This is a genomic window from uncultured Novosphingobium sp. (assembly GCF_964277725.1).
Lineage (GTDB): Bacteria > Pseudomonadota > Alphaproteobacteria > Sphingomonadales > Sphingomonadaceae > Novosphingobium > Novosphingobium fluoreni.
In genome coordinates this window covers 1-7,416 of sequence record NZ_CAXYKL010000248.1, presented here as the reverse complement: position 1 = coordinate 7,416, position 7,416 = coordinate 1, and the positions used below count along the sequence as shown (strand labels likewise).

Here is a 7,416-nt window from a genome sequence, read left to right as displayed (position 1 = left end):
AGCAGAAGATCATGGAGCTGTACAAGACCGAGAAGGTGAACCCGCTGGCGGGCTGCCTTCCGATCTTCCTGCAGATCCCGGTGTTCTTCGCGCTGTACAAGACGCTGATGCTGGCGATCGAGATGCGGCACCAGCCGTTCGTATTGTGGATCAAGGACTTGTCCGCACCCGATCCGCTGCACATCCTAAACCTGTTCGGCCTGCTGCCGTTCGATCCACCCAGCTTCTTGGCGATCGGTGTGCTGGCGGTGATCCTGGGTGTCACCATGTTCCTGCAAATGAAGCTGAACCCCGCGCAGGGCGATCCGGCGCAGCAGCAGGTGATGATGCTGATGCCCTGGTTCATGATGTTCGTGATGGCCCCGTTCGCGGCCGGCCTGTTGATCTACTGGATCACATCGAACGTCCTCACGATCGTGCAGCAAAAGTTCCTCTACAGCCGCCATCCGCAGTTGAAGGCGATGGCCGAGAAGGAAGCCGCCGATAAGCAGCGGGCGGCTGCGGCGAAGGGCTAACTTCACGGGCCTGGGGCCAGAGGCAGGGGCCGGCAATCATAGCCACGTCCCGTTCGTGTCGAGCGAAAAGTCGATACGCGGGAGGGCGGCATCAGCGTGTTTCGACTTCGCTCGGCACGAACGGAGATAGAGCATGACTGACGAAGATGACATCGAACGCGCGCGCAAGCTGTTTGCCGGGCCGGTCCAGTTCCTGCTGAGCGCCCCGCAGCTGCAGTTCCTGCCCGATCCGATCACGCCCGAGATCGCGCTGTGCGGTCGGTCAAACGTGGGCAAATCCTCGTTGCTGAATGCCATCACCGGGCGAAAGGCCATCGCGCGTACTTCGGTGACGCCGGGCCGAACGCAGGAGCTGAACTTCTTCGACGTCGGCGATCCGCTGGTGTTCCGGCTGGTCGACATGCCGGGCTATGGCTTTGCCAAGGCACCGCCCGCCGTGGTCGAGAAGTGGCGGCGGTTGGTTCGCGATTTTCTTCGGGGCCGCGTGGTGCTGAAGCGCACGCTGCTGCTGGTCGACGCCCGGCACGGCGTGAAGACGGTCGACGCCGAGATGATGCAGATGCTGGACGAGGCGGCAGTCGGTTATCGCATCGTCCTAACCAAGGCGGACAAGATCAAGGCCAGCGAATTGGAGGCCGTTACGCGGCATACCGAAGCGGAAGCGCGCAAGCATTCCGCCGCCTATCCGGTCGTCCATGTCACTTCCTCGGAGAAGGGCCTGGGCATCGCCGAGCTTCGCGCCGCCGTGCTGGGTGATATCGCCACCTGATCTGGTAAGCCGCGCCCGCGTTTCTACATGAGCGCGGGCGGCGGACTTGGTAGTCAGGATCAATGGTATGAACATCGGATTTGTCGGGCTTGGCCAGATGGGCCACGCGATCGCAGGCAACGTGCTGGCGGCGGGCCATGCCTTGACCGTGTGGAACCGCAGCTCGGACAAGGCGGACGATCTTGTCGCCAAGGGAGCCAGGCGCGCAGCCTCTCCCGCGGAGGCGGGGAATGGCGATATCGTCGCCACGATGCTGGCGGACGATGCGGCGTTGGAAGCGGTCTGCTTTGGCGAGAATGGCTTGCTGTCCGGTGAATCCCCGGCGCTGCATGTTTCGCTCAGCACCATCAGCTTGCAACTGGCAGAGCGTCTGGAGCAGGCCTACCGGGCGAAGGGTGGCCGTTTCGTCTCCGCGCCCGTATTCGGCAGGCCGGACGCCGCGGCGGTGGCCAAGTTGTTCGTGGTCGCGGCGGGGGAGGCCGATGATCTGGCGCGCTGCAAGCCTCTGTTCGACGCGATCGGCCAGCGCACGTTCGTGGTGGGTGACAAGCCCAGCCAGGCCAACGTGGTGAAGCTTTCAGGCAATTTCCTGATCATGGCCTCGATCGAGACGATGGCCGAGGCGCTTACCCTGGCCGCAAAGAACGGCGTTGAGCGCGCCGCGATGATGGAAGTGCTGACCGAAACGCTGTTCGGCGGGCTGGTCCATCGCAACTATGGCAAGATGCTGGTGGAGGAACGCTATCGCCCGGCGGGCTTCGCGGCGCCCCTAGGGCTGAAGGACATGCGGCTGGTCGGCGCGGCGGCCGAGGCATCGCGCGTGCCGATGCCGGTGCTGGGCGTAGTGCGCGATCACCTGCTTTCCACTATCGCGCGCGAGGGCGAGGACATCGACTGGTCCGGGATCGGCAAGATCATCGCGGCAGATGCGGGTTTGGATTGAGGTTGCGGCCCGTTTCTTAGGCGCGCAGGCAACCTTACGACCCCGCCGCCTTCAGATCCGCCGATTCAATGTGCCAGCGCAGTTGGGCCGGGGTAGCGCCGTCCACATCGTTCACCCGGCGCAGGATAACATCGCCTTGCAATCGAAAGGGCTTGCCCTCGATCGTTTCGCCGGTGACGATCGCGGGGGCGGTGTAATAGGATGACCCCGCAGCTCCCTCCATTTCGCCGGTGGGCGCGGAGACGGTGATCGTGCGATAACGCTGCCACCACTTGGTGAACGCGGCGCGGCTGGCGGGCGGGTTGCCGAACTGGTCCCAGGCAGTGCCGAACTGCCGGTTCTCCAGGGCGCGAGCCCAAGTCAGCAGCACGGCGCGCGCGCCCTTCACGCCCTTCATTGCCTCGGGCGTCAACGAACTCACAGGGGGTGCGGGCGGCGGCGCGCCGATATCCGAAGCCGGCGGTGCGGGCGGCATCGGCACTGGCGGCGGCATCACCGGGGCCGTGTCAGACGTAGCAGCCGCCGCCTCACTGGGAGCCGGTATGGCCGCTTCGGTTGTCGGCGCATCGGACGGGGCGTTGCTCGCGTTGGCTTCGGGAGCGCCGTTGCCGCCGCAACCGGCCAGCATGACGATCGCGCTCATGACAAAGAAATCGGCCTTGCGCATGAATGTCTCCTCGATCCCCATCAACTTGTGATCGCCTTGCGCGGTTCCCGGTCGAGGCGACGCTCCTGTTCATCCTCGACAAGCGAAATCTGAACCTCTAGGCGCGATGGGCCAGCAGGAGGGACGCCGCCCATGAAGCTGATCATTGGCAATAAGAACTATTCGAGCTGGAGCTTGCGGGCCTGGCTTGCCGTCAAGCAGTCGGGCCTCGCATTCGAGGAACTGACCGTGCCCATCCTCGGAGAGGATTGGGAAGAGCGCAAGCGCAGCGCTGAGGAGCTCGCGCCCTCGTCCGGCAAGGTGCCCGTCCTGTGGGATGGCGAGGCCGTGGTGTGGGACAGCTTGGCGATTATCGAATATTTGGCGGACAAGGTAGGGCGCGATCGCTTCTGGCCCAAGGACGACGGCCCGCGTGCCATGGCGCGATCGATGGTGGCCGAAATGCATTCCAGCTACCTGGCGCTGCGTCGATCCTGCCCGATGAACGTGCGGGCATCGGCCTCCGGCTTCACGCTTTCGGCGGAGGTGCAGGCCGATGTGGTGCGCATCCTGACGCTGTGGGCCGAAGCGCGGGCGCGGTTCGGCAAGGGCGGGCCGTTCCTGTTCGGCACGTTCTGCGCGGCGGATGTGATCTATGCGCCGGTGGTCAGCCGCTTTCGCACATATGGCATCGGCGTGCCCGGTTTCGCCCTGTCCTACATGCAGGCCGTGTGGGAGCACGAGTGGATGCAGCAATGGATCGCCGGGGCCGAGGCGGAGCAATGGGTGATCGAGCAGTACGAGATGCCCGCCGCGCAGTAGGGCGGTTGCGGCTTTCCTGCCCGATGTGCGAAGGGGCGGCATGACCCAGATCACTGCCGCACCCCAGACCGTCGCGCATTTGGCACAAGCGCTGATCGCATGCCCCAGCGTCACACCGGCGCGGGGCATGGTGTTCGACTGCCTGGAGGCGGCACTGGCCCCCATCGGCTTCGAGGTGATCCGCTTCGTTGCCGGTGAAGCACCGGATGGTCCGGTGGAGAACATGCTGGCGATCCGGCGGGGCCCTGAGGGCTCGCGCCATTTCGCCTTTGCCGGACACTTGGATGTCGTGCCGCCTGGAGAGGGTTGGACCAGCGCGCCGTTCGCGCCGGAGATCCGGGGCGAGCTGCTGTATGGCCGCGGCGCGGTGGACATGAAGGGGTCGATCGCGGCTATGGCCGTGGCTGCGCGGGATATTCCGGCAGAAGCGGGCACCCTCAGCTTCGTGATCACCGGGGATGAGGAAGGCCCGGCGCGTTACGGCACTTTGGCGCTGATCGAAAAGATGCGCGAAGTGGGGGCGATCCCGGACCTGTGCCTTGTGGGAGAGCCGACCTCGGTCAACCGGCTGGGCGATATGGCCAAGATCGGCCGGCGCGGTTCGGTCAACATCTTCCTCGATGTCGAAGGCGTGCAGGGCCACGTCGCTTACCCGCACCTGGCGGACAATCCGATCACGCGGCTGGTCGCGATGCTGACCGAATTGAAGGCGCTGGTACTGGATGAGGGGACGGACTGGTTCCAGGCGTCGAACCTGGAAGTGACCGACCTGACCGTCGGCAATCCGGCGCACAACGTCATCCCCGCCAAGGCGAGCGCGCGCATCTCGATCCGCTTCAACGATCGACATACCGGCACGAGCCTGTCCGAAAAGGTGACGCAAATCGCAGCCCGCCATGGTGGTAGCGCGCGGGCTCTGATCTCCGGTGAAGCGTTCCTGACGCCGCCCGGCGCGTTCTCCGATATGGTCAGCGCCGCGATCGAAGCCGAAACTGGACACAAACCCGAGCTTTCGACGAGCGGCGGCACGTCCGACGCGCGCTTCCTGAAGGACTTGTCTCCGGTGATCGAGTTCGGCCTGTGCAATGCCACGATGCACAAGCGGGATGAGGCGGTGGCGGTGCCGGATCTGGAAGTGCTCGCCCGTATCTACCGGCGGATCGCGATAGCAGCGCTGGCGTCAAACTAGACAATTGTTATGATCTAAATATTTGTAAATAAATAAAAATCAAGCAACTTCCTGCGCGCCGGTCGGTTATTCTTATAATGCGATAGGCTCTTTGTGGGCCAATGTCGTGACCAATAAGGAAGCGACTATGACCAAAATGACCAGCGAAGACACCCGTCCTGAAGACGTCGCACGCAGCTTTGACACAGAAGTCGGTGCGGGCGGCGAACTGCACCAGATCGCGGACGATGGCGGTGATGTGCTGACGACGCAGCAAGGCGTCCGTGTCGCGGATGACCAGAACTCGCTCAAGGTCGGCGATCGCGGGCCCACGCTGCTGGAAGATTTCCACTTTCGCGAAAAGATCTTCCACTTCGATCATGAGCGCATTCCGGAGCGCGTGGTCCATGCCCGGGGCTTCGGCGTCCACGGCACTTTCACCCTGACGGAAAGCCTGGAAGACCACACAGTCGCCAAGATGCTGACCGAAGTGGGCGAGCAAACGCAGATCTTCGTGCGCTTCTCCACCGTCGCCGGCAACAAGGGCTCGCCCGATCTGGCGCGCGACGTGCGCGGTTTCGCCGCCAAGTTCTATACGAAGGAGGGCAACTGGGACATCGTGGGCAACAACATCCCGGTGTTCTTCATCCAGGACGCCATCAAGTTCCCCGACATGGTCCATGCCGCCAAGCAAGAGCCCGATCGCGGCTTTCCGCAGGCTCAGACGGCGCATGACAACTTCTGGGATTTCATCAGCCTGACGCCGGAATCGATGCACATGATCATGTGGATCATGTCCGACCGGACGATCCCCCGCTCGTTCCGCACGATCGAGGGTTTTGGCGTTCACACCTTTCGGCTGATCAATGCCGAGGGCAAGGGCACGTATGTCAAGTTCCACTTCAAGCCCAGGCAGGGTCTGCAGTCGGTGATGTGGAACGAGGCGGTTAAGATCAACGGCGCCGATCCGGACTTCCACCGCCGCGACTTGTGGGACGCGATCGATCAGGACACGCCGCCCGAATGGGACCTGGGTGTACAGTTGTTCGACGACGAATTTGCCGACAACTTCGAGTTCGACGTGCTCGACGCCACCAAGCTGATTCCGGAAGAGCAGATACCCGTCCGCATCATCGGCCGCTTCGTGCTGGATGCGCGGGTGGAGAACTTCTTCGCAGAGACCGAACAGGTGGCGTTCTGCACGCAGAACGTGGTGCCCGGCATCGGTTTTACTAACGATCCGCTGCTTCAGGGCCGCAACTTCTCGTATCTTGATACGCAGCTCAAGCGCCTGGGCTCGCCCAACTTCGCGCACATACCGATCAACCAGCCGCGCGGCTGCCCGGTGATGAATTTCCAGCAGGATGGGCACATGGCGATGCGCAATCCCAAGGGCCGCGTGAATTATGAGCCGAACAGCTGGGCCGGATCGGGCCCCAACCCGCGCGAATCCCCCACCACCGGCTATCGCCATTTCCCTGCCGAGGAGAGCGGCCGCAAGGCGCAGGTCCGCTCAGCCAGCTTCGCTGATCACTATAGCCAGGCGCGCCAGTTCTTCATCAGCCAGGCGCCGATCGAGCAGAAGCATATCGGCGATGCCCTGGTGTTCGAGCTTTCGAAGGTGGAGCGGGTCGACATCCGCCAGAAGATTGTCGGCCATTTGCGCAATATCGACGAGACGTTGGCCAAGGTCGTCGCAGGTGGCCTGGGGCTGAAGGAATTGCCACCCAAGGAAAAGGCGGCCGTGGAACCGCGCACGGATCTGCCGGCCAGCCCGGCGCTCAGCATCGTAGGGCGCGGACCGGAAAGCTTTGCCGGGCGTAAGCTGGGCATCCTTGTCACCGATGGCGCGTCGGCCAAGCTGGTCACGGCGCTGACGGAGAGCGTGGCCGCGATGGGCGCGGTGTCCGAGATCATCGCGCCGAAGATCGCCGGTGCCACTTTGGACGATGGCACCATGGTAGAGGGCAAGCAGAAGATCGATGGCGGCCCTTCGGTCCTCTACGATGCGGTGGCACTGGTGCTATCTGAAGAGGGCGCGGCGATGCTTGCCGAGGACAAGACCGCCAAGGACTTCGTTTCCGACGCGTTCGCGCACTGCAAGTTCATCGGCTACACACCGGAAGCCTTGCCGTTTATCCAGCGCGCCGGCGTCACCGAGAAGGACATGGACGAGGGCATCATACCGCTAGATAGCGCCAAATCGGTGGACGCCTTTCTCAAGGCATGCGGCAACCTGCGCCTGTGGGAGCGTGAGTTCACGGTGGATCTGGACGCGGCCGGGTTCCTGGCGGAGCAACCGGCGAAAGGCTGATCACCGGCGGGGTAGGCCATGTGCCTGCCCCGCGATCTTTGCGCTCTATGGTCAAATACGGTTCGCCGCGCGGGCATTTGACCTGCCCGCCCGCGCCGCCTAATCCCCGCTTGATCATGACCATCGTTACCCGCTTTGCGCCTTCGCCCACCGGCCTCCTCCATGTCGGCAACGTGCGGGCTGCCCTGCACAACTGGCTGTTGGCCAAACGCCACGGCGGCCGCTTCCTGCTGCGTATC

General features: G+C 63.6%; 8 protein-coding genes. 7 read left to right on the top strand and 1 reads right to left on the bottom strand.

Annotated features, from left to right (window positions below; all coding sequences use genetic code 11):
* The 3 genes from yidC to ACHWRX_RS13775 all read left to right on the top strand — a co-directional run.
* Positions 1 to 515: membrane protein insertase YidC (gene yidC, locus ACHWRX_RS13785; RefSeq protein ID WP_394659615.1), on the top strand; the 515-nt coding region annotated here is incomplete at its 5' end.
* Between the two features lie 133 nt (positions 516 to 648).
* Complete coding sequence (gene yihA / locus ACHWRX_RS13780) at positions 649 to 1,284, top strand: ribosome biogenesis GTP-binding protein YihA/YsxC (protein ID WP_058735133.1); 636 nt, start codon at positions 649 to 651, stop codon at positions 1,282 to 1,284.
* Positions 1,285 to 1,351: 67 nt separating this feature from the next.
* Positions 1,352 to 2,227, top strand: coding sequence for an NAD(P)-dependent oxidoreductase (locus ACHWRX_RS13775; RefSeq protein WP_394659614.1), 876 nt, complete (start codon positions 1,352 to 1,354; stop codon positions 2,225 to 2,227).
* Between the two features lie 34 nt (positions 2,228 to 2,261).
* Here the strand turns inward: ACHWRX_RS13775 and ACHWRX_RS13770 are convergent, their stop codons facing one another.
* Positions 2,262 to 2,894 carry a hypothetical protein gene (locus tag ACHWRX_RS13770; RefSeq protein ID WP_394659613.1) on the bottom strand — a complete coding sequence of 211 codons (633 nt, stop codon included), beginning with the start codon at positions 2,892 to 2,894 and terminating at the stop codon, positions 2,262 to 2,264.
* Positions 2,895 to 3,026: 132 nt separating this feature from the next.
* Here ACHWRX_RS13770 and ACHWRX_RS13765 point away from each other — a divergent pair, with 132 nt between their 5' ends.
* The 4 genes from ACHWRX_RS13765 to ACHWRX_RS13750 form a co-directional block, all read left to right on the top strand.
* Positions 3,027 to 3,695 (top strand): glutathione S-transferase family protein, encoded by a 669-nt coding sequence (locus ACHWRX_RS13765; protein ID WP_183616156.1) that lies wholly within the window; start codon positions 3,027 to 3,029, stop codon positions 3,693 to 3,695.
* Positions 3,696 to 3,735: 40 nt separating this feature from the next.
* On the top strand, positions 3,736 to 4,884 hold the full coding sequence (dapE, locus tag ACHWRX_RS13760) for a succinyl-diaminopimelate desuccinylase (RefSeq protein WP_394659612.1): 1,149 nt from the start codon (positions 3,736 to 3,738) through the stop codon (positions 4,882 to 4,884).
* 136 nt (positions 4,885 to 5,020) lie between these two features.
* Complete coding sequence (locus tag ACHWRX_RS13755) at positions 5,021 to 7,177, top strand: catalase (protein WP_394659617.1); 2,157 nt, start codon at positions 5,021 to 5,023, stop codon at positions 7,175 to 7,177.
* A gap of 116 nt (positions 7,178 to 7,293) precedes the next feature.
* The coding region (locus tag ACHWRX_RS13750; protein WP_394659616.1) for a glutamate--tRNA ligase family protein at positions 7,294 to 7,416 on the top strand (123 nt) is incomplete at its 3' end.

Excerpts from the sequence above, each read along its gene's own strand:
- ACHWRX_RS13765 (WP_183616156.1), top strand. The coding sequence starts at position 3,027 with ATGAAGCTGATCATTGGCAATAAGAACTATTCGAGCTGGAGCTTGCGG.
- dapE (WP_394659612.1), top strand. The coding sequence starts at position 3,736 with ATGACCCAGATCACTGCCGCACCCCAGACCGTCGCGCATTTGGCACAA.
- ACHWRX_RS13775 (WP_394659614.1), top strand. The coding sequence starts at position 1,352 with ATGAACATCGGATTTGTCGGGCTTGGCCAGATGGGCCACGCGATCGCA.
- ACHWRX_RS13770 (WP_394659613.1), bottom strand. The coding sequence starts at position 2,894 with ATGCGCAAGGCCGATTTCTTTGTCATGAGCGCGATCGTCATGCTGGCC.
- ACHWRX_RS13755 (WP_394659617.1), top strand. The coding sequence starts at position 5,021 with ATGACCAGCGAAGACACCCGTCCTGAAGACGTCGCACGCAGCTTTGAC.
- yihA (WP_058735133.1), top strand. The coding sequence starts at position 649 with ATGACTGACGAAGATGACATCGAACGCGCGCGCAAGCTGTTTGCCGGG.